Source organism: Bacillus cereus group sp. MG1 (assembly GCF_040460035.1).
In the GTDB taxonomy this organism is placed as follows: Bacteria; Bacillota; Bacilli; order Bacillales; family Bacillaceae_G; genus Bacillus_A; species Bacillus_A cereus.
On the sequence record NZ_JARVGY010000001.1, the window covers coordinates 5,331,046 to 5,353,192 of the forward strand.

Below are 22,147 nucleotides of genomic sequence, written 5' to 3' on the forward strand. Positions count from 1 at the left end.
ATTCATTAATATATTCTATGTTTACTATTATCCTTCCTCCTTCAACAAATGTAGTAACATGAGTCCAGTACAATACCGAACTCATGCCCTAAAAACTCTCTAACGCAACAATCTGTCTAACTCTATAAAATCAGTTCATAATATACGATTTTTCTTACAGAAATATAGCACACCAAACATTAGCATAATACCAATTACGTAAAAAATTGTTGTTCCGCTCCCACCAGTATTAGGAATTACCCAATTATTCTTCGCATTTTTCACTGTTATTTTTTGTTTCTTTACTGCTTCTGTAATTTCTATTTCTATTGGATCTCTAAGTAACATGTATCCGTTCGGTGCTTTTATTTCTTTAATCGTATACTTACCAATTGCTAATTGGTTGGAAATTACCTTTCCTTTTTCATCCGTTATTAATCTACTAAGTTCTTTCCCTTCTTTATCTAACACTTGAAATACAGCGCCTTTTAGCTTTAATTCACTATCCTTATCATCAACTTTTTCAATTTCAAATTGCCCAGTCGGATCTGGCAATTTCTTATTTTCTATTTTAATTTCTACTACTGTATCTTTTTCTATTTTTACAGCTATTTTATCTTTTAATAATTCATAACCTTTAGGTGCCTCTATTTCCACTAGGGTATAGTTTCCTATTGGTAAGTCCTTTGATATTATTTCTCCTTTTTCATCTGTTATTAACTCTCCAACTACTTTTCCTTTTGCATCTTCTATATGAAACTTTGCCCCTGCTAGTTTTTTATTTTTATCACTTATGTCTACTTTCACAAGCTTCATTTTTCCCATTGGATCTGGCAATTTCTTATTTCCTATTTCAATTTCTACTTCTGCATCTTTTTCTATTTTTACAGTTATTTTATCTTTTAATAATTCGTAACCTTTAGGTGCTTCTACTTCCACTAAGGTATAGTTTCCTATTGGTAAGTCTTTTGATATTACTTCTCCTTCTTCATTTGTTACTAGTTCTCCAACTATTTTCCCATTTAAATCTTCAATTTTAAACTTTGCTCCTGCTAGCTTTTTATTTTTATCACTTATGTCTACTTTCACAAGCTTCATTTTTCCCATTGGATCTGGCAATTTCTTATTTCCTATTTTAATTTCTACTTCTGCATCTTTCTCTACTTTTACAGCTATTTTATCTTTTGATAATTCGTAACCTTTAGGTGCTTCTTTTTCCACTAAAGTATAGTTTCCTATTGGTAAGTCTTTTGATATCGCTTCTCCTTCTTCATTTGTTACTAGTTCTCCAACTATTTTCCCATTTAAATCTTCAATTTTAAACTTTGCTCCCACCAATTTTTTATTATCATTATTACTATCAACCTTTTTTATTTTTACTTTTCCTGTACTAGGCTTGTTCCAATGTTTCCAGTTAAATTTGAAATTGTGAAACTCAAATCCACCAGTTTGTTGTACCGCACCAACAAATGCTTGTCCATTAATCGAACCGCCTTTTGTTTCTAATACAGCATTGGGAGCAAACACACTCCCAACTACACCATATCCCTCTGTTGTAATTTTTTTCGCATTTGGAAAAACCCAAATCATTTTCCCATATAGCTCAGTAAACGGGGAATTAGGCGAATATGGTTGTGATGTAGGAACTATATCTGTAGCCTTTCCAATATTGTTCGTGTCATATAGAATAGACCCATTTTTAAATGTAACCTCTATTGCATCTGAATACATTACAATAAAATCTTTGTCCTTAGCATTGGGCAAAAATACATCTCTTATATCTACACTGATTTTCCCTGTCAATTCTGATGAAACATAAATATTAGGATTGTTTATATCTTTTCCGATTCCATGACTCATATTTGGAATTGGGGTATTCGTTTTATATTGACCTGCATTTTTACTAACTTGGTTCACTATATTGCGAAATTCATTAAATTTCGCGTCAATTTCTAGTTTTTCTTTATAAACGATACGATCATAAGAAGATTGTATGATGCGATCTGGATCACTCTCTTTTGTCATTACGACTATTCCGTTTTGAATGATAAAAGATTCTTCTCTTGATTTTTTTAGTTTTCCAGACAATAACAAGGACGGATATCCCTCATCAACCCATTTTTCACCTACTATATTAGATGTTCCTGCTGCTGCACCTACAATCGTATACCCCGATGCATCCATATCACCTTGAACTGCAATTGCTCCTTCAATGTCGCCACCTATTGCTTTATGGTTACCAAAGACAACAGCATTATAACGCGATATATCTCCTAGACCTTCTAAGGTAGTCGTGGAACCATATGCTTCTTTTGGTACATATACGACAAAACTTACACTTAACATTAACAAAACAATAAAATGAATACTTACCAGCTTTAATCGTAGCCTCAATTCCTTTGTTCCCACCTTTACCGTATTTTTTTATAATCGAATAAAATGAATTTTTATTAATGATGATTTACTTCATCCCCTATATACCGTCTTTACTTATCTTTGAATTTCCGGTCCCACTTCCCATTAATGCAGGATAAATACATTCTATCGAGTTAACTTTTTCTTATAAATTACGACTAGAAGCACACATAACAATAGGATTGTAACTATTACAGTCCACTTATTAAATATAAATATCTCTGTACTCACTTTTTGTTTTTCTTTCTTGTTTAACTCCACGCGCTCACCTCGAACTAGCAATCTATTGGTGTTTACTCCATAAGGCGTACACGTAATTAAAGTTGTATAATCTTTATTTTCTACAATTTGTAGATCGTCCGTTTCATGTGGTAACACTACTTTAATTTGATCTACTTTATAAGCAAGAACTTTGTCTAAAGAATGAATATAAAAAAGATCTCCTTTGCTCAACTTATCTAAATCTGTAAATAATTTTGCTGATGGTAAACCACGATGCCCTGTTAAAATAGTATGCGTACTTTCTCCACCTACCGGGAGCGAAGAAAAATCTAAATGACCTATCCCGCGACCCAATACTTCCTCAGAGGTCCCTTGATAGATTGGCAGTTTTATATTAATTTTCGATATTTCAATATACCCCATTACATCTCCTAAATTTAACACATCAGCATACGCTTGATGATTACTTTTTTTTTCAGAAAATGGATCTGTAAATGTTTTCGCAGAAGTTTGAACTTGTTTATTATATTCGGCTGCTTCTTTTTCCCTACGTTCGACTTCTTTCTTTTGTAATGCTTTAATCTTCTTATCGTAAGAGCTAATCTCAGAATAATGTGCACGAGTCGCCAACCAATTACTAATAGTAGGATATAAAAAAATACCTAATCCAAATAAAAAAATACCCCCCAAAACAAGATTTCGTTTCATATTTCCACCTCTGTATATGCTTAAATATCGAAAAGAGGGAAGCATTTTGCTTCTCCCCTTTTTCCATAGTTACATGTTCCTAAAATCTTAATTTCTAGCAAACTTTTTTCTAAAGAAAACAAATGCCGCTGTAAGCATTAACGTAAGGCCTATTACAGTAAAAAGAGTCGTTCCTATGCCACCCGTTACCGGAAGAATCCATCCACTTTTATTATTTTCAATCGTCAATTTAACCGTTTGATTATTTTCACTAATCTTTACATCAATGGGGTCTTTTAATAATTGATAAGATGCTTTTGTACCATCTTCTTTTGTATATGTTGGTGCTTTCGTTTCAAAAATTTGATAGTCTCCATATGGAATGTTAGACCATTTAATAACACCATTTTCATCTGATACACCTGTTACTTCTTTTCCTGCTACGACAACTATTTTTCCATTATTATCTTTAAGTACAAACTCTGCACCTTTTAATTTATTCTTATTAGCACTATCAATTTTTGTTAACTCAATTATTCCAGTTGTCGGAATAACAACTACAGGTTTAGATTCCTTTTCTCCAATTACATCATTTTTATTTGTAAAATGTATTTTTGCTGTATTTAAAATTTCCGAACCAGATGGTACTCCTTCTTTTACTTGGGATTTAATTTGCAAATGAAATTCTTTTTTACCATCTAATTTTGTGAAATCTTTTACTGTAGCTGTTACTTTTTGACCTTCTATAGCTACCTCAACAACGTTTGCATTTACTTCTGCTCCATCAATTTTCACGATTGGCTTTCCTTGAATCACTAAACGATTATCCAAAGTATCTGTTACCACATATTTTTTGTATTCCTTAATGTCTTCTGGAATTAATGTTTTAATATCATAATTATAATTAGTTAACGGATTTATCGGTAACGCTTCCAATTTTCCGTTAATTTTTTTATCAATTGTTGGTTCTTCATTGTTTTTCACTTCTATTTTAACTACTGTACCAGAAGTAATAGTTCCATCTTCATTAATTGTTCCGGAGTTCTTAACAAAAAACTCACGTTTAGTTGGATCTATTACGTAGCCTTTCGGAGCTTTTGTTTCTTGGAAATAGTATTCACCATACTCCAATCCTTGCACGCGAATATGACCATTAGCATCTGTTACTAACTCTTTTTTCACTTCTGTACCATCTTTTTTAAATAAAGAGAATACTGCACCTGCTAATGCTTTTTCATTTACACCAGTTTTTATTAAATCCACTGCACCACGTTTAATCTCATTTTTGGGATACATGTGAACATCATAGTTTAGCACCTTACCCTCTTTATTCGTTAATGGGATATCCACTGTATACGTATTGGGATTTAGATTAACATGTGGAGGTCCTGCCACTTCTTTCACCTCATAACGTCCTAGCGGAAGATCTTTTAATACAGCTTGTCCGTTATCATCTGTTACTACTTGATTTGGAGTGGCTCCCATTACAGGTTTCACGTCTTCTTTTACGATTTTCCCATCGTTTGAAATTTTTTCAAAAGAAGCAACCCTTTTCACTTCAAACGTTACACCTTTTAATGGTTTCACATCTTTTGGCACCTCTTGATTTGCAGAACCGTCACCTTCTAGTCCCTGCGCTCCATCTTTTTCTTGTTCATACTTATGAATCGTTAAAGTACCTTTAGATGGTGAATCTGCCTTTACTAATACACTAGACCATGTAGAAAATGTTAAGAATAACACTAAAAGCACACTAAATATTTTTTTCATTTCTCTTATCCCCTTTACTACTTCTATCATTTTAAAAATTTCTTTATTACTATTACCTTCTTAAAAGCAATAGTGTGCCAAGTATCAGATTTAAACGAATAACATAAAACATAGTCGTCCAACAATCCATTGTTTACAATCACTTATTCACTTTTCTTATCTTCTATTATTACGTTGTCTCTCCACATGATATATGTAATTTTCTCCCCTAAATTACACGTATATCCCTATTTCAAGAATCATTACATTTGTTACATAATAGCTTTCACTGCTAATTTCGACTAGTCACTTACTGTCAATCTATTCATATCTCACTTCCTATCCCTATTTAAAATCCAATCTTAATCATTTTTTAATACATATAAGTAATAACCAACAAATAAGTGTGACGATTCATATTTTACGTTACTGTCCAAAACTATTACCTGTATATTCAAATAATATGTGCTATTCATGTTAAATTATGGTATTATTCTTAGAAGTTTATAACTTTTATTTATATTTTTTATTGATAAAGGTTTTCCGTATCTACTTATGAAAAAGGAATATATGTTTATTTAACTATTACGCATAACTGTAAGGAGGAAGAATATGACTAAAAAACTCAGTCTAGTTGAGATAGAGTACATTTGCAATATGTTTTTTCAATCTTTCGAAATTCCAGTTTGTTTTTTAGATTGTAACAAAAATATTCTTTTAGAATTTAAATCCAAAAATGATTCACATTCGTTATATACATCAAAAATAGAACAGTTACATATGCTTTTTCAGAGAAATGATACATATAATTCCCCCATCTTCAGAACTCACGAATATCTAGGGCACTTTATTTTAATTCACATAAAGAGCGATTATATGGTGAACGGTACTGTTATTATTGGGCCCTTGACACATGTAAATTTTTCTACAAGTAAAGCGGATAGTAACCTTAATTTTATTCCAAATTATAAAAGAACAAGAGACCATTATTTTTCATTGTCAGTCAAAGATCAAAATTTCTTTGTAAATATAGCGATATTGTTCTATAACATTCTCTATAAAAAAAATTCAGATGTAAGCACCTTTTCAAATAACAGTGACTCACTTCATATAAGTCATAGCAGCATCTTAAACGAAGATGTATATATTTCAATGCAAAAAGACGAATCCATTTATCATAATTTATATATAGAGCAGCAACTACTTAGTTCTATAGAAGACGGGGATAAAGAAACCGTACTCAAATATTATTACGAATTCCAACAAGAGACTCTTTCATCTTTATCTTCATTCCATCAATTAAGACGTCATAAAAACATTTGTATTTCATCCATCACGCTCGCTACTAGATATGCGATAAAAGGGGGACTTCCATCTGGGATTGCTTACAAAATTTATGATTTACATATTCAAAGAACAGAAGATTTAAAAGACAAAGAATCTGTTTGGGATTTATTAAAAAATGCTTTTTGTACCTTTGCAGACCGTGTAAAGGCACAAAAAACACAGCAACATTCACAGACTATTGCTATTTGTAAAAACTACATTTTTAAAAATATTTACAATCCAATATCTGTTAAACAACTTGCTAAATTTGCAAATGTGAATTCAGATTATTTATCTATATTATTTAAAAAAGAAGTCGGTATTTCATTAATTGAGTACATTCAACGTGAACGAGTCGAAGAAGCAAAGAAATTATTAACTTTCACCACCTATCCCTTATCAGATATATGCGCTTCGCTTAATTTTAGCGATCAAAGTTATTTCACTAAAATTTTTAAAAAATTCACCAATGAAACACCTGGTAAATACCGGAAATCTCATGTTGTCATTTAGAGTGACACTTCCATTAAAACAAAGTGTTTTCAGTAACTTATCAATGGCAAATTAGAAGTACTCCTATATTCATGAGCTATAGGATTTATACTATTTTCAAATTAAAAAACACGTTACTATTCTTTTATTTTAATGAGAATAGTAACGTGTTTTTTATGTAATATAGTTCTGTAGACAGAATAGTATCCAACTGCAAATTTTTATAAAAGCCAAATGTACCGCTTAACTATTAAAATCTTAATAAGTAAAAAATCCATATTTCGTTTTATTTACTTTCTACTTTATTTCTTTTGAATACTGAACTCTTTTCTTCAAACGAATGATCCCTACTATTATTTTTGTATCTTTCTAAATTTGCGAATCAAAGTGAGTACTGTACCTGCAATAATCATCAATATGCCGATTGCTGCACTGTTAGTTGTACTTACACCCGTCTTTGGCAGCTCCTTATATGTATATTCTTTTTTATCGGTATTACTGTTATTTGAGATATTATTGTTATTTGTCTTATTAGCAAGACCATTAGGTTTGCTAGTTTCTTTATCTTTCACTAATACTTTTTGTATCGTATTTACCTCATTACCCACGGAATCTCTTACACTATATATTATTTCATAAATACCGGCTTTATTTGTATCTATAGTTCCTTCATACGCTACTTTAGAAGTAAGGTCACCGTCTTCTTTGTCAGTAGCTGATACTCCTATCAACGGATCAAATTGATCACCCTCAGTAATTGAAGTTGTAGCAGGTACTTTTAGTATTGGTTTATCATTTTTAACTTCTTCTCTAACTTTGACCGTTACAGTTTGCTTCGCCGTTACTTCATGGCCTTTTGAATCTGTAACTGTGTATTTTAATACGTAAGTACCGGCTTTATTTGTATCTACTTCACCATCAACTTTGATTTTAGAAGTAAGATCACCGTCTTCTTTATCGATAGCTAATACTTCTGCCATTGGAACAAATGAATCTCCTACATGAATTGTCGCTCCAACAGGCACTGTTAATTTAGGTTCTAAATCTGATGTTTCGCCATTTCCCTCTACAATTACAGTCTGTGTAGCCGTTGCATTCCCCCCTTGAGAATCAACAACCAAGTATTCCACAATGTATGTACCTGGTTTTGAAGTATCTACATCGCCTTTATGCTTTACTTTATTTGTTAAATCACCATCTTCTTTATCAACAGCTTTTACATTTCTCATTGGATCAAACGTATCACCTACACGTAGTGTAATCGTAAACGGTACAGTTAACTCTGGAGCTTGGTTTTCTGCTGTTTTTTCGTTTTCTTTCACCGTTCCTGTAATTTTTGCCGCATCAAAAGCATTTTGGACTGCTTGAACTTCAATTGAGTTCGTTCCATATTTATTAGCTGCAACTTTAAGGCATGCCAATTTCAATTCAGAGAAATCAGAAGTCATGTTTAATTCATCAGTATTTGCATAATAGAAAATATCAAACATTTTATCTTCACCAATACCATTTACATTTACACCGTTATGAGTACCACCTTGTGCAATTAAATACGCAACTTTATTAATAATACTTGAATTAAAATGTACGCCTCCATAATCCTCTCCATTTAAATCATTATATTTACTATAATCATCGGGATACGGTAGTCCTTCTGAAAAATTAATTGCAGTTGGATTTTTCATATTACGAAAAGTCGATCCAGTTTGCTCTCCTATTGTCCAGTTAAATTCCCCATTATTTATGTATTTCTCTATAGCCGTTCCCATAATATCCGATAATGCCTCGTTAATTGCCCCAGATTCTCCTGAGAATTCAAGGTTAGATTCACTTGATGTAACTGCGTGTGTAAATTCATGACCGGCTATATCGAACGCTTTTACCATAGGATCTCCATATAAAAGCATACTGATGTTATTAATATTAGTACTAAATGCATTCTCCCAATTTTCAGGATCATTTGTTCCTCCAGAATCCCATGCATGTACAACTGAAACTACTTTTTTTCCTTTATTATCAAAACTATTACGATTATATTTTTCTTTATAAAAATCATATACCTTTGTTGCTAAGAAATGAGCGCTTACCGCCTTTGGATCATTAAATGTTGTTGAAGCGCTAGTTGCTAGTATGCCAGGATAATAACTTTCTTCATTTGTAATATCTCTATAATTTACATCATATGTCTCAATTCCTTGCCCTCTTGTGTAATCAGCAAGCGCATAATTCCCACTGGTCTGTTTAGAAATACCAAATGTACGAGTTACGCCTAAATCATCTTTTCCTGTTCCAGTTAATGATGTGAAATTGCTAGTTTTATTTTCCTTAACGGATTCAACATACTCTTCACTTATTTTCAAACTTGATTCTTGTACCATATCTTTTAACATATCGCCATTATGAGCATTCACTAAATAAGTTCCAGATACATAATTTGGTGTTGTAGCAGCAAATGTAACTTGATATGCATTGCTAGCCTGCCCATGATTTTCATCAACAAAAATAACCGCCTTAACTTCTGGTTCAGAAATAAATTTAATGTCGTTTCCGTACTTTTTATAAATATATTGTTTCGCTTCTTCTTTTGATAAATTAATAGGTTTCTTTAAATCTTCTTGTGTTAAATTTTGTGCGCTAGCTCCTGAAATGCTTTTAATAATACCTTTTTTATCTACGTGAGCAGTTAACTGGTGGCCATACACTTCTTTTCCTTCATATATTTGTTGCATGCGCACAAGTGTAGTTCCATCATAAGAACCACGTTTTTGAAGAACCTTGTAATCTACTCCTGTTTCTGCACTAACTTGTTTTGGAGACAAAGCATGCTCCGTATTTTCCTTAAGTGCATCTTTCACTACATTCTCTGGCGCCTTTTTTGATGGTTGTGTAAGATCACCTGTACGGAACGAATCCTCTTGAATTTCAACTTGCATTTGACCAGGTTCCTCTGCATGACCTACTCTATATGGTGTTACACTTGTTAAAACAAATCCTGTTGTTAATGCAACTATAGCTATTTCTTTTTTATTTCTCATGGTATTTACCTCGTATAAATTTCTATTATTTATATGAAACTGCTAAAATGTATACAATCTATTCCTAACATAAAAAGATGACTTTTGTAATCTACAAAAGCCACCTCTTCAATATATAATATCCCTAAAATGTTTTTAATACATAATTTCTATACAAAAAAGAAAAAAGCATTCATTAACGAGCATTTTGCAATACTTTTATTAGGTCATTTATATTTTCAACTTTCTGCTGAAACTGATCAAATCTGTTATGAAGCGATGAAGGATTTTTATCTTCAGTTGAAATAACTTGTTTTAATTCATTTTCTAATTTATCATACATATCAAAAAAATTATCAAATTCTACACTTACAAGCTCTTCATTTTCGCGATAGAATCTTTTTGCTTCTATATAAGTCATATATGATTTATTTAAAAATCCTAATGAAATTAAATATTTAGAAGTGTTTTCTTGATAAATAGCAATATCACATGCTATTTTAATATCAGAATAAGTCTTTTGAACGAGACAATGCAATTCAAAAATCTTAAACTTTAATCCATTATTCATTTCATCCCCTCCCATCGTATCTATTCTACATAAAATTAGAATATTATACAAAGAAAATTATTAGCAAGAAATTGACAATTAAAAAAATAACTTAAGGATAAACAAAATCCCTCTCATTATAAATTATAATTGCGGAGCATTTACCAACATAACAGCAAAATAAAAAACGAAAAGAATAAATCTTTCCGCTCTTAGAGTAATAAATACATTTCATATTGCGCTAAAGAATTCTTTTCAAATCCACATTTCTTAAAAAAACCCTCTAATAAATTATTGTTAGGAAACCCAATTGATAAACTTGATAAATTTAATTCTTCTCTTGCTACTTGTAATAATTTCATCCCAACACCAATATTTCTATAACCTTTGTCTACGAAAATAAAACTAATTTTACCTTGTTCAGTTACGCATAGAGAGCCTTTTAAGTCATTATCAACATATGCACCATAAAATACATTATTTGTTTTTTTGATATAATCAATATCATTTTGCCAATTTATATGGAAGTTTAACCATTTCTGAATTTCATCTTTAAAAGTTGGAAATTCTAATTGTTTTACTTCAATATCCTTACAAACTTTATTCTTTATTTTAGTCAAATCATTTAAATTATAATAAGAAAGATCGTACACTTTTTCATAGCCCAACTTATTATAAAAATGAATCGCTCGGTCGTTTCCTACAATGACTTCGAGAAAAAGTTGCTTACATCCATGTTGAATCGCCTCTTCTTTATGCAGTTCAAATAATTTTTGACTCACACCAATACCGCGGTAATTAGGATGAACCGCTAATGTTCCGCAGCGCATAGTCTTTATACTTTCATAATCCTTTATGCCACCTAGTATTACGCCAACAGATTTGCCTTCTTCTAAAGCAAGAAAAGAATGTTCTAGCAAATTACCTTCTGGTCCCAAAAAACGGTGTATAAAATCCCCTTTTGAAACTTCCATCTTAATAATATAATCGGAAAATCCATCTTTAAAAGCTTCATATACTAAATCAATATTTACTTCACTACACCTTTTATATTGAATCATATAAAATTGCCCTCCAATTGCTTGTATTAACCTCAACGTGTACCCATATAATATATTCCATCTATTATAAATTTCAGCTCTTAATTTGAAATGAACGGACATTTCCCTACATATAACTCACTTTTAATTTGTTTTATAACAAACTATCTATTATTTACTACATTAATCTCATAAACACGCAAAAAAGCAATTAAATGCTCACATGCTCTTTCGCATGCTAGCATTTTAAAGATTTTTTGTTCTTCTTTCGTTTTATCATTAGCCTGATCTGAAGCAGCTTTTAAACAGAGAAATGGTTTTTTATTTATTTGACACACATAGGCGAAAGCTGCTACTTCTTGATCAACTGCCAATGCTCCATATACGGTATGGAGTAAATATCTCATTTCCGAACTACGAATACGTTGATCTCCTGATAAAAATGTGCCGAAATGTATCGGATCATACGATCGTATTTTTTTTATTCTTCTTACAAGTGATTTTGTTGTTTCAATAGGTGCTGTTCTACCGTTATATAAATTAAAAACATCTTCCCCTGAACCAGCAGCAGTAACATCGTGTTGTATTGCGCTTAGTGCCACTACAATATGACCGTTTTGCACCTTGTTTGATAAACTTCCGCATATTCCTGTCATAAACAACTCATCTGGCTGAAACTCACTAATTAACAATTGTACACAACTAGCGCAGCTTACTTTACCGACACCAGTAACAACTGATATAATTTCCAGCTCATTAATAGTATGAAAATGAAATTCCCAAGCTGCTCTTTTTTCAACACGTTCACTTGGATAATGTTGATGCAAATACGTCAGTTCTGGTTCCCATGCAGATACAATTGCAATACGTTTCATTACACGCTTCACTTCCCCTATTGTCATTTAAATGAGTTATCTATACTTTCTCATTCATAATCTGGAATCCATTCTTTGTATTTCTTATATAAATCTCGTATTATTTCTTTATTCTTCGCAATTACTTCACATCCTCTATCATCATACATAAACATGACAATATCTTTCGTTGCATTTATGAGAAATACATTTGGATAAGAAATTTCTTTTTTTCGTCCAAATCGAGGATATAAATCAAAGAAATCCTCATGATTAGCAACTTGTATAAGCGATTCATATTTAATATGTTCCGCAAGGCATTTTAAAGAAAAATGATATGTACAATATAAATCTGCTTCTTCATCTTCAAATAAAAACGGTAACGTTTCTTATCTTATATGAAATCTTAAATCTCTTTTCTTAATATATTTATTGTATACATTTATTTTCTGTGGAGTTTTTATATTTTCCTTTTTAAATCTATAAACATTTGTCACTAAGAATATAAGTAGGGTACTAATGTAACTCCTGGAAATGTTTGATTCATATATTCTTTTAATTGCATTTCCTTGTCCTTTCTACTGTACAATTCCTTTTAAATCCCAGTATGCTTCTTCTAGCCACGGATGTATAACTTTAAATGTATCTTTCCTTTCCCACAAATATGAAATATATACAAAAGCTGCTTTTTCCAAAAATTTTGCCAATCCTTTTTTTATTTCTATTAAATATGGTGGTGTCCCGTTTTGATCCCATTCTATTTTATCTGCAACAAATAATACTAAATCCATCTTCGTTGCATGTTTACGCAACGTTGTATGGCAACAAATTGCATTTAAAATTTCTTCATCTTCTACTTTAAATATTTCTTTTGCGATTACTCTCGATAGTTTTTGATGAATAATCATAGGAAACTTTCTTTCTGCTTCCACTATTTCTATCCCAAATTCTTCAGCAACTGTAATCCGCTCCTCGTTCGGAAAAATGCCACTAATATCATGTAAATATCCTGCAAGTGCTGCTTTTTCTTTATCTACGTGAAACTTTTCTGCAATCTTTTTTGCCTCATTTGCTACACGAATTGAATGTTTATATGTAAACTCTTTATTATATTTTAGTAGAAAAGCTTTAATATCATTTTCTATTTTTCCAGTTTGAGTAAATGAATATATATCATTACATAACATAGAAAATCCCCTTATAACTACCTTTCATTATAATGTAGAATCTAAATATCCTTGTTATTTTATATTCGTTATTAATCTTTTTACTCCTTTTTAATACGTTACATGAAATTTTATACAGAATCATCGCTACAAGTACATAAATGTTTGATATTATAGTAATGTTGATGATTTGTAAGGAAAGGAACTACACAATGAATAAAAACATATTAATTATTGATGATGATAAAGAAATTGTTGAATTACTTGCTGTTTATTTGCGAAATGAAGGCTATAACATTTATAAAGCTTATGATGGCGATGAAGCATTGCAAAAGGTTTCTACATATGAAGTTGACCTTATGATTTTGGATATTATGATGCCAAAGCGAAACGGATTAGAAGTTTGTCAGGAAGTGCGTGAAAATAATACTGTACCAATTCTAATGCTTAGTGCAAAAGCAGAAGATATGGATAAAATATTAGGTCTTATGACAGGTGCCGATGATTATATGATCAAGCCATTCAATCCATTAGAATTAGTAGCAAGAGTGAAAGCTTTATTACGAAGATCATCTTTCCAAAACGCTACTTCGCAAAAGAATGAAGATGGTATTATTCGTATTCGCTCTGTTGAAATACACAAACATAATCATACTGTTAAAGTAAATGGAGAGTATATTAAACTAACCTCTATTGAATTCGATATTTTATATTTGCTTGCAAGTAATACAGGAAGAGTATTTAGTTCAGAAGAAATTTTTGAACGCGTTTGGAATGAAGATGGTTACGGTTCGAATAAGACTGTAATGGTCCATATTAGCAACTTACGGGATAAACTTGAAACAGTAATAAATGGAGAAAAATTTATTCACACTGTTTGGGGAGTTGGCTATAAAATTGAGAAATGAAGCATTTGATATATTAAAAGATATCCCTAAATGGAAACTTATTTTTTGGCTCTTATTAGCTATCACACTCACGCCTATTACTGAATTAATTATTTATCGCCTCGTTACGAGTGTAATTGAGAGTTCACTTACTCTAACTGAACTCGGTAAAGAATTCATTCGAATTTTTGGTTATGAAAAGTATAAAGGGATTAAAGAATCGTTATGGATGATGATTGTATCTTATTTGTTTTTATTTTCTATTTTTTCATCCTATCTTTACATTTTTTATCGCCACGAGAAAAAACTTTACTATGAAACTTGTATTAAAAAAATGATAGAAGAAATTCGTTATATTGCAAATGGAAACTTCAATCATAAAGTTTCTATTGTAAATCATAATTATCTAGAAGAATTAGCAATCGGGGTCAATGAAATTGTTGAACAATTAAAAGTCTCCATTGATGAAGAAAGACAAGCGGAACAAGCAAAAAGTGAACTTATTACAAATGTATCACATGACTTACGCACTCCCCTTACTTCTATAGTTGGATACGTAAATTTAATCCATCATGATAATTATAGAGATGAAGTAGAATTGCGATACTATATTCAAGTCATTTACGATAAAGTAACTCGTCTTAATGCATTAATGAATGACTTGTTCGAATATACACGTGTTCAAAATAAAGAGTTAAGCTTGTATTCTGTTCCTATTGACATAGTAGAGTTACTTGGACAATTAACTGTTCAATTCCGTATACAATTTCAAGAAGCAAATATAGAATGTCGACCTTCTTTCCCATCTCAAAAGCTCATGGTATTAGCTGATGGTGAAAAATTAGTGCGTGTGTTTGAAAATCTTATTATAAACGCTATCGCTTATGGAAGCGAAGGTCGCTATATTGACCTTACTGCTTATGAAAGCAATAATATGATTACAATTGATATAACAAATTACGGACAACCTATTCCTAGTACGGATTTACCTCATATTTTTGAACGTTTTTATCGCGTTGAGAAATCTCGCTCTACAAACACTGGTGGATCTGGACTTGGATTAGCTATTGCAAAAAGTATAGTCGAATTGCATAAAGGAACAATTGAAGTATATAGTGATGATGAAAAAACAACATTCACTGTAAAACTACTCCCATACAAATGTTAATATTATAAATAAAAAGTTCAATTTCTTATCATATAAGAAATTGAACTTTTTCCATTAATGCCCAAAATTTAATAATCCTTTATAATTCTTTAGAAATTCTTTACCTTTTCTTTCTTCCTAATTAAGCATTCCTTTTTACAATACTAGTATTGATGTCATAATAGGAGGATCGCTTATGCAATTCTTAAAAAAATTCGCTATTTTATTATTATCTTTTTTCATTACTGCACTTATCGTTTTATATTTTTACCTTTATGTAAATGGTCCGATTATTCAAGCTAAATCAGCTATTTTAATAAATGCTAATTCAGGTGAAATTGTTTATAAAAAAAATGAAGAAACTCCAGTACAATCAGCTGCTTTATCTAAATTAATGACAGAATATATCGTATTGGAGCAACTAAATGATAGAAAGATACAGTTAGATGACTTAGTACAAATAAGTAACGAAGTTTTCCGAGTAGAAACAAGCCCTATACAAGTAACATCGAATGATAAAACAACGGTTCGTGATTTACTTCATGCATTGCTACTGGCAGGGAATAATCGTTCTGCACTCGCTCTAGCAGAACACATTGCTGGAAATGAAGATAACTTTACAGTATTAATGAATAAAAAAGCAAAAGAACTAAAGTTATTACAACCATCTCCATTTCTAAACTCTACTGGAATTAATAATGATACAGATAAACAATCAACTACAACAGCGATAGACGCAGCTAAACTAGCAGCAAAATTAGTAAAAGATTTTCCAGATGTATTGAATATTACGAAACTAACCTCTTACCAATTTACCTTCAAAGATTCCCAGGTTTTCAATACGAATAAAATGATATATTCCCTTAATGAAAACATTAAACTTCAAGGTGTTGATGGCTTACAAACTAGTTTTTCAACTAACGGTAATTATAGTTTTGTCAGTACAGCAAAACTTGGAGATACTAGACTAATTTCAGTAATATTAGATGCAGATGAAGAAAACATTTCATTTATTGAAACAAAAAAGTTGCTACAGTATGGTTTTGATCCTTCCTCGTACTCTGCACTCCAAGCTTTTAAAGACGCCCTTACATCTTGGACAATATTGCTTCAGTTTAAAAATTTAATTATACAAACTATAATGATTTTTTTAATCATTACCACCTTAATGTTTTTACATATACGTCAGAAAAAATCCGAGGATTTCAATTAAGAAATCTTCTTATATATATAAAACCGACTTGCGCTTAAGATGCAAGTCGGTTTTTAATTCTATCATCCTCTTCAAATTTGCTGAAACTGGTTGCAAGTTTAACTTCCTCGCCCATACAGACAGCTGACCAATATGATGAATTTCATATCCCATTACATGTCTTAAAACCTATGTTTTTTGAGGCATACATCCATCTCTGTTTCCTTTCGTTGTGTTCGTTTGTTTAGTTTAAATGGGTTAATCTATTAATTCTATTAAATCCAACAATTGAACTATTACATTTTAAAGTTCTACTCATATACTATAGTAAATTACTAGAAAGGAGGTTTAACTATGGATAGTTGCGTTGTATTTGTAAACGGACAACCTTTTCTAGTTCTTTCAGTAGCTGGTATTGAAATTGCTAGATTAGAGATTTCCCTTCAAGTAGCATTAGCTCTAAGAGTGCTTGGGATACCAATCTGTGATTAATTACCAAATTAAAAGAAAAAGAGGGCATTAGCCCTCTTTTTTTATTTTCTTCTCACCTTTTCTTAACAACAAACAAAATTCAAATTTAATTAATTATAAAAATTAAAGTATATGAACGTTACATGAAACACTTGTTAAGATAGCTGTCCTTCACACTATTTATTTCGCCGACATTATATAATCAAAGCACACAATGATTAACTTTTTATACGGCTTATTTTAAGTGTGCTAGCATTCTAGGCTAGATAATTATGACTGCAAAAAAACTTCAAGTTCTCGTTTATATAAATTAAATAACGCTTTCACTTTTTGAATCGATTGATAATCTTTAAATTGCTGTTCTCTATCTTCTTATCCTTGAAGAGCACTAATCCAACTATACTCTACATCTACAATATGAAATAATGTTTCTAACATGCCCCCAGTTTGCAAAGTAAATCTTCCTCTGAAAGTTGTTCACACCACTTAAACCAATCATCTCTTACTTGCCAATTATATTGAAATAAAGTGTACACATTTATCTCTCCCTTACTTCAATTATCCACCTAACAGCATCTGTTATACATTTAACCATTGACAATCACTTCTCTTCGGCCAAGTTCCTCTACAGCGTGATTAATTATTTCACTTACAGATAAAGAACCATCCAATATGATATCTGAATTCGGCTTAACAGTATGAATTGCCTCTAAATAAGCTTTTCTCGCATATGTCATGTAATGTTCCAAATCATTATGTATTTCATCTATTGTACCTTCCTTAAAATCTCGCAAAATCCTTCTAGCCATCGCAATATCTAAAGGCGTATCAATAAATATAGTTACATCAATGAATTTTTGCATCTCACTATTTAAGTATGCAAAAGGATAATCTACAATAATATAGTCTAAGGTATTATTTTGTATAAGTTGCTCAATATCATGAATTAATGGTGTTAATACCCACTCGTCGTAATTCGCCCCATCATCAATCCATTTACAAATATCAGCAGGAGATTTATCAAATGTGTAACTATCAAAATATAGAGCTTTTGAGTTTTTAAACTTATGCTTTAATCTTTCTGTAATTGTAGTTTTACCTCCCCCCGAAACAGCTGCAATTGAAATTATTTTTGTTTTATTATCCACTATACTCACCAAACCCCTTTGTTAACATAATATAATTATAAATCACTATCGTTGCTACTTCTTCCATTCATATTCTAACATACTCATTTCCCATAAATTCCAATACGTTTCTCCTACTCTTTTTGACTCTCTTAATAAGCCTTCTTTTACAAACCCTATTTTTTCGTAACATGAAATGGCCGATGTATTAAAATCATACACACCAAGAGTTACTCTATGTAGTTTTAATTCGTCAAAAGCAATATGAAGTACTGCTTTCATCATATGTTTTCCTATAGAACGTCCTCTCATCTTCGTATTACCAACTAATACTTTTCCAATTCTAGCGGACTTATTAATATTATCTATTTGCCCAAGCGAAATATGTCCAATAACGTCTGAAGTCTCTTCATCTACCACTTTGAAAGCGAGTGTATTTGCACTTTCTATATACTTCTCTAATTGCTGTTCGTCTAAAGGAAATGTGAATGCATTTCCTGACCATTGTATTAGAAATTCTTCGGAATTAATCCAATTTATTAATTGTTTAAAATCAGATTTCTTAAAGCTTTCTAGTTTAATCACTTCCTTGCTCCTTTCGTACATCATGCTTTATAACCTCAAACTTATTTCTATATAAAGAATATATTCTCCTTTTATATAAAATTAAAATAAAGCCATTCATGTGAATGGCTTTACAAAAAAGCAGCATAATTATGCTTTGTTTGCTACATCAATACCATTAAAATCAAAGTCAGCAGTAACCGTTGTAACCGGTGGGAAAATTGCTTCAATTTTGCAAATGGAAATAATTACTCCAACCGATCCAGGAATAGCCGCAAGCCTAACTACATCACAACTTACAGACGAAACAGTACCTACATAAGTACGTCCCTCTGTATTAATTTGAACTGTTCGATTAATTAATTTCTTAAGTTCATCTCTAATTCCTTGTACACAAGAATTATCACATTTCTCATGCTGTTCTTTTTTACACTCTTCGAATACTTCCCAACAATCATCTTGTTTACATGTACACTTCTTTTTACAATTATTAAATCGAGAACCCAATACCTCACCCCCTAATCCTTTCTATTAGTAAAGTATGTCCACTAGCTTAAAAGGGTACGAGGCAAACACATAAAAAGAAAAAAACAAACAATTGTACCAAACTTTCTTTTCATTATTCATTATAAAAACAGACTTCTCCTAATTAAAAGCTTTTTAATGAGCGGCCGTGAATTTAGTCCTACTCCATTTAATGTTTAGACACCACTTTCTAAAACAAACCTTTTTTCTTTTAAATAAGACGCCCCTTAAAAACACACTAGATTTTCCCATTAACTCACATATACATAGACTTTATTTGTGGATTTCCCATTTTTCATTGTGAAATATACATTTAAAAAGCGTACTCGAAAATAAGATATTATTTGTAATTAGAACATTTTCTTCAACAAGTGTTTATTGAAAAATACCATAACTAGTAGTAGTTCTCTCCACTTTCTCTTAAAAATTAGCATAGTTTGTATGAATTCTATATCGAGTAGAAGACACTCTATCATATAAAGATAAAATAGTAGGTTAATAAACAAGCCATTTTTTTATTAAAACATAGAATAATATGAACACTATTGAAAGGAGGTAGAAATAAATGTCCTGGAAAAATGATTGCTGGAGTTCTCAGAAAAAGCATTGTTGTGATGATTGGTGGAAATCTAAAGAAAAGCATCATTGTGATGATAATTGGAGTTCTCAGAAAAAGCATTGTAATGATGATTGGTGGAAATCTAAAGAAAAGTGTCATTGTGATGACGATTGGAGTTCTCAGGAAAAACATTGTAATGATGATTGGTGGAAATCTAAAGAAAAGTGTCATCGTGATGATGATTGGAGTTCTAAACGAAATAAGTGTCGTTGTAAATGTTTCTTTATTTGTTGCCATTGTAAAAGGAAAAATTGGTAATATTTTCGATGCCAACTTAAAGGAAAGAATATGTCTTTTGGAACCGATAAATACTAGAATGTATTATACAAAAAGCTGACTGAATATAATCAGCTTTTTATCAATGAACACGTAAAGATTTCAACAGACATATGTCTTTACTGATTAGGTGGGCTATTAAGAAAAAACAAGCTAACTCTTATAAATCGATTTTTAATTACTTCACGTACGTATAAAGCTTTAGATGCCCTCATTACTTCAGACGAATTCACCAGTATTTTCAGCAAAAAATTCATGGAATCTTTAATTAGTCGAGTACTTTCATTGCCTTCAGAAACCCCAGAGACAAGCGGGGTTTCTTTTATTTAAATAAAGATTTTGTTTAAACTTTACAAAACTCACCTATATTAAAATATCTTCTAAAATCCTTATTGAACATTTATAATACTATTAAACGGTTTAAATTCGACAATCAGTAATGGAGGCATTTTAATGGGAAACATCCCAAAAGTATCATCACACCAATCAAATCCTAATATACCCTCACAGCAAGTGAATCCTAATATACCCTCACAGCAAGTGAATCCTAATACCCAACAAGGTAGTATAAAAAAAACAAGACGCCGTATTATAACTACTTTGGCTTTTATATTACCTATAATTTTTGTCCTTCAATATTCTCTGAATAACCAACAAGAAATGATTAAAGAAAAACAAATCACACTTAATACGGAACAACAAAAATTATCTTCTGTAAAGAAGGATGGTCATTCCCTTAACAAGGATGTCAAGGCTTTAACAAGTAGTGAAGAAGAAATTTTAAAATTCGCAAGGAAACTGTATGGATTTTCCAAACCGAATGAAACTATATTTCAAATAACTGAATAAAATTACACGGCATTACCTAAAAGGCGATTTGAAGATAATCGCCTTTTTATATTTAATTTCTAAAGGAATCATACTAATCTCTCTTTCTATCATATAACTACTTTGTTTAATTTGTTAAAATAAAACCGCTTGTCCGTTTCACTTTGCTCTATCATTACATTTACTATTAGTAATACGATTTTTAGAGGTGATAAATAATGGACGAGTTTTTATCTTTTGCTGCACTTAATCCCGGTTCTATTGGACCTACACTTCCAACTGTTCAACCTTTTCAATTCCCTACCGGTCCCACCGGTTCTACAGGAGCTACTGGATTAACCGGATCAACTGGACCGACTGGGCCAACCGGATCAACCGGATCAACCGGACCAACTGGATCAACTGGATCAACTGGATCAACTGGATCAACTGGATCAACTGGATCAACTGGACCAACCGGATCAACTGGACCAACTGGACCAACTGGATTTAATCTTCCTGCTGGACCTGCATCTATTACCTTGACTTCTAACGAAACCACAGCATGTGTATCCACTCAAGGAAATAATACTTTATTTTTTTCGGGTCAAGTATTAGTAAACGGTATTCCTACTCCAGGGGTAGTGGTCAGTTTTTCGTTTAGTAACCCATCTCTTGCTTTCATGGTTCCTCTTGCTGTCATTACCAATGCCTCAGGTAACTTTACCGCTGTATTTCTAGCCGCTAATGGGCCTGGAACAGTAACCGTTACTGCTTCACTTCTTGATTCTCCTGGAACAATGGCTAGCGTCATTATTACCATTGTGAATTGTCCGTAATGATTTTATTTTTAAGAACTAAGCAATTTCTAATAAAAAGAGCACTGATTTTATAGTGCTCTTTTTTTATCATTTGGATGTGCCTTTCAAATTAAATTTCGTAACAGCCTATTAAAATAACGCTTTTATTGAATTTCATCCTTAACAAAATTTAATTACTCCAATGAATAAACATGCCACAGTATCGTATTTTAATAAA

Annotated in this window: 20 protein-coding genes and 4 pseudogenes; 8 read left to right on the top strand and 16 right to left on the bottom strand. The window is 31.4% G+C overall.

The window, feature by feature from the left end; translation table 11 throughout:
- Nucleotides 1-135: 135 nt before the first annotated feature.
- From QCI79_RS27795 to QCI79_RS27805, 3 genes are all read right to left on the bottom strand, one after another.
- Nucleotides 136-2,373, bottom strand: a complete 2,238-nt coding sequence (locus QCI79_RS27795) for an MSCRAMM family protein (protein WP_001239480.1) — start codon at nt 2,371-2,373, stop codon at nt 136-138.
- 147 nt (nt 2,374-2,520) lie between these two features.
- Nucleotides 2,521-3,324, bottom strand: a complete 804-nt coding sequence (locus tag QCI79_RS27800) for a class C sortase (RefSeq protein ID WP_003284325.1) — start codon at nt 3,322-3,324, stop codon at nt 2,521-2,523.
- Nucleotides 3,325-3,411: 87 nt separating this feature from the next.
- The gene (locus tag QCI79_RS27805; RefSeq protein ID WP_000719305.1) at nt 3,412-5,073 is read right to left on the bottom strand and encodes an LPXTG cell wall anchor domain-containing protein; all 1,662 of its coding nucleotides are present in this window, start codon (nt 5,071-5,073) and stop codon (nt 3,412-3,414) included.
- Nucleotides 5,074-5,664: 591 nt separating this feature from the next.
- On the opposite strand from QCI79_RS27805, the gene QCI79_RS27810 reads away from it, so the two are divergent.
- Nucleotides 5,665-6,891 carry an AraC family transcriptional regulator gene (locus QCI79_RS27810; protein WP_000162832.1) on the top strand — a complete coding sequence of 409 codons (1,227 nt, stop codon included), beginning with the start codon at nt 5,665-5,667 and terminating at the stop codon, nt 6,889-6,891.
- Between the two features lie 332 nt (nt 6,892-7,223).
- Here QCI79_RS27810 and QCI79_RS27815 read toward each other — a convergent pair whose 3' ends face one another.
- From QCI79_RS27815 to yqeK, 6 genes and pseudogenes are all read right to left on the bottom strand, one after another.
- Complete coding sequence (locus QCI79_RS27815) at nt 7,224-9,905, bottom strand: M4 family metallopeptidase (protein WP_001244672.1); 2,682 nt, start codon at nt 9,903-9,905, stop codon at nt 7,224-7,226.
- A 175-nt stretch (nt 9,906-10,080) separates the two neighbouring features.
- Nucleotides 10,081-10,455: a hypothetical protein gene (locus QCI79_RS27820; RefSeq protein WP_001059023.1), complete on the bottom strand. Its 375-nt coding sequence runs from the start codon at nt 10,453-10,455 to the stop codon at nt 10,081-10,083.
- Nucleotides 10,456-10,646: 191 nt separating this feature from the next.
- Complete coding sequence (locus QCI79_RS27825) at nt 10,647-11,495, bottom strand: GNAT family N-acetyltransferase (protein WP_000617069.1); 849 nt, start codon at nt 11,493-11,495, stop codon at nt 10,647-10,649.
- 143 nt (nt 11,496-11,638) lie between these two features.
- A complete protein-coding gene (locus QCI79_RS27830; RefSeq protein WP_002101023.1) occupies nt 11,639-12,376 on the bottom strand; it encodes a phosphorylase family protein in 738 nt (245 codons plus the stop codon).
- A 23-nt stretch (nt 12,377-12,399) separates the two neighbouring features.
- Nucleotides 12,400-12,893, bottom strand: a pseudogene (locus QCI79_RS27835) (DUF3885 domain-containing protein).
- Between the two features lie 13 nt (nt 12,894-12,906).
- Nucleotides 12,907-13,515, bottom strand: a complete 609-nt coding sequence (gene yqeK / locus QCI79_RS27840) for a bis(5'-nucleosyl)-tetraphosphatase (symmetrical) YqeK (RefSeq protein WP_021727707.1) — start codon at nt 13,513-13,515, stop codon at nt 12,907-12,909.
- A gap of 191 nt (nt 13,516-13,706) precedes the next feature.
- Here yqeK and QCI79_RS27845 point away from each other — a divergent pair, with 191 nt between their 5' ends.
- The 3 genes from QCI79_RS27845 (at nt 13,707) to QCI79_RS27855 (ending at nt 16,741) form a co-directional block, all read left to right on the top strand.
- Nucleotides 13,707-14,402 (top strand): response regulator transcription factor, encoded by a 696-nt coding sequence (locus QCI79_RS27845; RefSeq protein WP_001038807.1) that lies wholly within the window; start codon nt 13,707-13,709, stop codon nt 14,400-14,402.
- A complete protein-coding gene (locus QCI79_RS27850) occupies nt 14,392-15,549 on the top strand; it encodes a sensor histidine kinase (RefSeq protein ID WP_001243309.1) in 1,158 nt (385 codons plus the stop codon). Before QCI79_RS27845 ends, QCI79_RS27850 begins: the two co-directional genes overlap by 11 nt.
- Nucleotides 15,550-15,724: 175 nt before the next feature.
- Nucleotides 15,725-16,741, top strand: coding sequence for a D-alanyl-D-alanine carboxypeptidase family protein (locus QCI79_RS27855; RefSeq protein ID WP_001160052.1), 1,017 nt, complete (start codon nt 15,725-15,727; stop codon nt 16,739-16,741).
- A gap of 9 nt (nt 16,742-16,750) precedes the next feature.
- Here QCI79_RS27855 and QCI79_RS27860 read toward each other — a convergent pair.
- Nucleotides 16,751-16,909: pseudogene (locus QCI79_RS27860) on the bottom strand (DinB family protein); the annotation flags it as partial.
- A gap of 165 nt (nt 16,910-17,074) precedes the next feature.
- Between QCI79_RS27860 and QCI79_RS27865 the strand changes: the two are divergent.
- Entirely contained in the window at nt 17,075-17,212 is a 138-nt protein-coding gene (locus tag QCI79_RS27865) for a DUF3956 domain-containing protein (protein WP_000376554.1), read from the top strand.
- A gap of 255 nt (nt 17,213-17,467) precedes the next feature.
- Here QCI79_RS27865 and QCI79_RS27870 read toward each other — a convergent pair.
- From QCI79_RS27870 to QCI79_RS27885, 4 genes and pseudogenes are all read right to left on the bottom strand, one after another.
- A pseudogene (locus tag QCI79_RS27870) lies at nt 17,468-17,727 on the bottom strand (DinB family protein); the annotation flags it as partial.
- A gap of 51 nt (nt 17,728-17,778) precedes the next feature.
- Nucleotides 17,779-18,339: a nucleoside/nucleotide kinase family protein gene (locus tag QCI79_RS27875; RefSeq protein WP_000369204.1), complete on the bottom strand. Its 561-nt coding sequence runs from the start codon at nt 18,337-18,339 to the stop codon at nt 17,779-17,781.
- 54 nt (nt 18,340-18,393) lie between these two features.
- Nucleotides 18,394-18,927, bottom strand: coding sequence for a GNAT family N-acetyltransferase (locus tag QCI79_RS27880; RefSeq protein ID WP_000990082.1), 534 nt, complete (start codon nt 18,925-18,927; stop codon nt 18,394-18,396).
- Nucleotides 18,928-19,032: 105 nt separating this feature from the next.
- Nucleotides 19,033-19,389 carry a hypothetical protein gene (locus QCI79_RS27885; protein WP_000535577.1) on the bottom strand — a complete coding sequence of 119 codons (357 nt, stop codon included), beginning with the start codon at nt 19,387-19,389 and terminating at the stop codon, nt 19,033-19,035.
- 563 nt (nt 19,390-19,952) lie between these two features.
- On the opposite strand from QCI79_RS27885, the gene QCI79_RS27890 reads away from it, so the two are divergent.
- The 3 genes and pseudogenes from QCI79_RS27890 to QCI79_RS27900 all read left to right on the top strand — a co-directional run.
- Nucleotides 19,953-20,363, top strand: a complete 411-nt coding sequence (locus QCI79_RS27890; protein WP_170857909.1) for a hypothetical protein — start codon at nt 19,953-19,955, stop codon at nt 20,361-20,363.
- 392 nt (nt 20,364-20,755) lie between these two features.
- On the top strand, nt 20,756-21,151 hold the full coding sequence (locus tag QCI79_RS27895; protein ID WP_021727709.1) for an FtsB family cell division protein: 396 nt from the start codon (nt 20,756-20,758) through the stop codon (nt 21,149-21,151).
- A gap of 197 nt (nt 21,152-21,348) precedes the next feature.
- A pseudogene (locus QCI79_RS27900) lies at nt 21,349-21,405 on the top strand (exosporium leader peptide-containing protein); the annotation flags it as partial.
- 17 nt (nt 21,406-21,422) lie between these two features.
- Here QCI79_RS27900 and QCI79_RS27905 read toward each other — a convergent pair.
- Entirely contained in the window at nt 21,423-21,671 is a 249-nt protein-coding gene (locus QCI79_RS27905) for a hypothetical protein (RefSeq protein WP_021727710.1), read from the bottom strand.
- Between the two features lie 45 nt (nt 21,672-21,716).
- A complete protein-coding gene (locus QCI79_RS27910) occupies nt 21,717-21,932 on the bottom strand; it encodes a hypothetical protein (RefSeq protein WP_000236250.1) in 216 nt (71 codons plus the stop codon).
- Between the last annotated feature and the right edge of the window lie 215 nt (nt 21,933-22,147).

What these genes read in the sequence shown, in the direction of transcription:
- QCI79_RS27800 (WP_003284325.1), bottom strand. Translation starts at nt 3,324, where the DNA reads ATGAAACGAAATCTTGTTTTGGGGGGTATTTTTTTATTTGGATTAGGT.
- QCI79_RS27805 (WP_000719305.1), bottom strand. Translation starts at nt 5,073, where the DNA reads ATGAAAAAAATATTTAGTGTGCTTTTAGTGTTATTCTTAACATTTTCT.
- QCI79_RS27810 (WP_000162832.1), top strand. Translation starts at nt 5,665, where the DNA reads ATGACTAAAAAACTCAGTCTAGTTGAGATAGAGTACATTTGCAATATG.
- QCI79_RS27815 (WP_001244672.1), bottom strand. Translation starts at nt 9,905, where the DNA reads ATGAGAAATAAAAAAGAAATAGCTATAGTTGCATTAACAACAGGATTT.
- QCI79_RS27820 (WP_001059023.1), bottom strand. Translation starts at nt 10,455, where the DNA reads ATGAATAATGGATTAAAGTTTAAGATTTTTGAATTGCATTGTCTCGTT.
- QCI79_RS27825 (WP_000617069.1), bottom strand. Translation starts at nt 11,495, where the DNA reads ATGATTCAATATAAAAGGTGTAGTGAAGTAAATATTGATTTAGTATAT.
- QCI79_RS27830 (WP_002101023.1), bottom strand. Translation starts at nt 12,376, where the DNA reads ATGACAATAGGGGAAGTGAAGCGTGTAATGAAACGTATTGCAATTGTA.
- yqeK (WP_021727707.1), bottom strand. Translation starts at nt 13,515, where the DNA reads ATGTTATGTAATGATATATATTCATTTACTCAAACTGGAAAAATAGAA.
- QCI79_RS27845 (WP_001038807.1), top strand. Translation starts at nt 13,707, where the DNA reads ATGAATAAAAACATATTAATTATTGATGATGATAAAGAAATTGTTGAA.
- QCI79_RS27855 (WP_001160052.1), top strand. Translation starts at nt 15,725, where the DNA reads ATGCAATTCTTAAAAAAATTCGCTATTTTATTATTATCTTTTTTCATT.
- QCI79_RS27865 (WP_000376554.1), top strand. Translation starts at nt 17,075, where the DNA reads ATGGATAGTTGCGTTGTATTTGTAAACGGACAACCTTTTCTAGTTCTT.
- QCI79_RS27880 (WP_000990082.1), bottom strand. Translation starts at nt 18,927, where the DNA reads ATGATGTACGAAAGGAGCAAGGAAGTGATTAAACTAGAAAGCTTTAAG.
- QCI79_RS27895 (WP_021727709.1), top strand. Translation starts at nt 20,756, where the DNA reads ATGGGAAACATCCCAAAAGTATCATCACACCAATCAAATCCTAATATA.
- QCI79_RS27910 (WP_000236250.1), bottom strand. Translation starts at nt 21,932, where the DNA reads ATGGTAATAATGACGCTAGCCATTGTTCCAGGAGAATCAAGAAGTGAA.